The following is a 2,019-nucleotide window of genomic DNA, read 5'->3' as shown; positions in this document are numbered from 1 at the left end:
AGGGTGCGCAGCAGTTCCGCGGCCGGTTCGGCGCCTTCGCCGATGTGCAGCGCGGTGTCCGCGTCGAGCGCGAAGTGTCCGGGCCGGAGCGCGGCCTCGGTGGGGCGGGGTACGAGGGTGAGTGCGGATGTTGACGACTGTGCGGGCACGGATCGCCTCCGGAACGAAGGTCGGGGGTGCGTGGGGGGGGATACATAGGGCGTACGAGGTGTGCGGGGCGTGCGGGGTCAGCCCTTGACCGCGCCGGCGGCGAAGCCGGTGGTGACGTGGCGTTGGAGCAGCAGGAACACGCCGAGCGCGGGGGCGGCGAAGAGGGCCGAGGCGGCCATGGTGGCGCCCCAGTCGGTGCCGAAGACGTTCTGGAAGGAGGACAGCCACACGGGCAGGGTGCGGTTGTCCTGCTGTTTGATGATGAGGAAGTTGGCGTAGGCGAACTCGTTCCAGGCGGTGATGTAGCCGAACAGCGAGGTGGCCATGAGACCGGGGGCCAGCAGCGGGAACGCGATGTGGCGGAACGCGCCGAGCCGGGTGCAGCCGTCGACCTGCGCGGACTCCTCCAGCTCCGGGGGGATCGTGCCGATGAAGCCGCGCAGGACGATGACGGTGAAGGGCAGCGTCATCATGAAGTAGACGAGGGTCAGGGTCGGCAGCCGGTCGAGCATGTCGGTGTCCCGGGAGATGATGTAGACCGGGATGATCAGCGACTCCCAGGGTGCCATCTGGGCGATGAAGACCATGAGCATGAACTGCCGGCGCCCCTTCCACCTCATCCGCGCCACCGCGTAGGCCGAGCCGAGCGCGATGACGAGGGAGAGCAGGACGGCGCTCAGCGTGACGAGGACGCTGTTGCGCCAGAACAGACCGAAGCCGTCGGCGCCGACCGCGGTGCGGAAGTGGTCGAGTGTCCAGCTCCGCGGGATGAGCCGGGGGTGGTCGGACTGGATGTCACGGGTCGGGGTGAACGCGGTGGCGACCATCCAGTACACCGGGAACAGGCAGAGCCCGACCGTGACGACGGCGGCGGCGTTCAGGGGCATGCGGCGGACACGGGGCCGGGTCGTGCTCATGCGAGCTCGTCCTCCTGGCGGAACATCTGGCGGAAGTAGAAGGCGAGCACGCCCGACATCAGCACGACGGTGACCATGGAGGCCGCCGAGCCGAGGTCGTAGCGCTGGCTCGACAGGGCGGTCTGCACCGCGTACACGGGCAGGATCGTGGTCGCGTCGCCGGGTCCGCCGTTGGTCATCACCCAGATCTGGACGAACGCCTTGAACGTCCAGATCACTTCGAGCGAGATCACCAGCAGGAAGATGGGCCGGACGACCGGGAAGGTGATGGACCGGAAGATCCGGAGCCCCGACGCCCCGTCGAGCCGCGCCGACTCGTACAGCTCGGCGGGGACGGTGGTGAGGGCCGAGTACAGGGTGATCGCCGCGAACGGCACGGACTGCCACACGATGAGGGCGACCAGGATGGCGAAGGCGGCCGGCCCGTGCGCGAACCAGGCGTAGCGGTCGAAGGACGTGAACCCCAGGTCCGTCAGCACCTCGTTGACGATGCCGAACTCCGAGTGGAACAGCCACTGGAAGACGGTGGTCGCCGCGATGACGGGCATCGCCCAGGTCAGTACGAGCGAGCTGAGGACCGCGGTCCTGCCGAACCGGCCCAGGCGCTCGATCATCAGCGCGACCAGCGTGGACAGCACCATGATCAGTACGACGTTCACCGCCATGAAGAGGAACGTGCGGCGCACGACCTCCCAGAAGCGGCTGTCGCCCAGCAGCGTCCCGTAGTTCTCCAGGCCCACGAACTTCGCGTCACCCAGGATGAGTTGACGCAGCCCGAAGTCCTGCAGCGAGATGACCACCGCACGGCCCAGGGGGTACACGAGCAGGTAGAGCGTGCCGAGGACGGCGGGCGCGATCAGGACGTACGGCCAGATCCCGTGGCCGCCGTCCTTCGACGGGCCGCGCCGTCCTGGGCCGGTGGCACGCCGGGGTCGGGGGGTGCTCGGTGGCT

2 protein-coding genes are annotated in these 2,019 nt (G+C 68.7%); both read right to left on the bottom strand.

Annotated features, from left to right (window positions below; all coding sequences use genetic code 11):
• Nucleotides 1-227: 227 nt before the first annotated feature.
• Nucleotides 228-1,067, bottom strand: coding sequence for a carbohydrate ABC transporter permease (locus AOK01_RS39975; protein WP_055520557.1), 840 nt, complete (start codon nt 1,065-1,067; stop codon nt 228-230).
• Nucleotides 1,064-2,019 (bottom strand): carbohydrate ABC transporter permease (locus AOK01_RS39970; RefSeq protein ID WP_055520555.1); only part of this gene is annotated, 956 nt, incomplete at its 5' end. The genes AOK01_RS39975 and AOK01_RS39970, both read right to left, overlap by 4 nt.

Origin of the sequence: Streptomyces aurantiacus, from assembly GCF_001418335.1 — a bacterium.
In the GTDB taxonomy this organism is placed as follows: domain Bacteria; phylum Actinomycetota; class Actinomycetes; order Streptomycetales; family Streptomycetaceae; genus Streptomyces; species Streptomyces aurantiacus.
The sequence above is the reverse complement of the archived record's forward strand: the minus strand, read 5'-3'. Positions and strand labels throughout refer to the sequence as shown.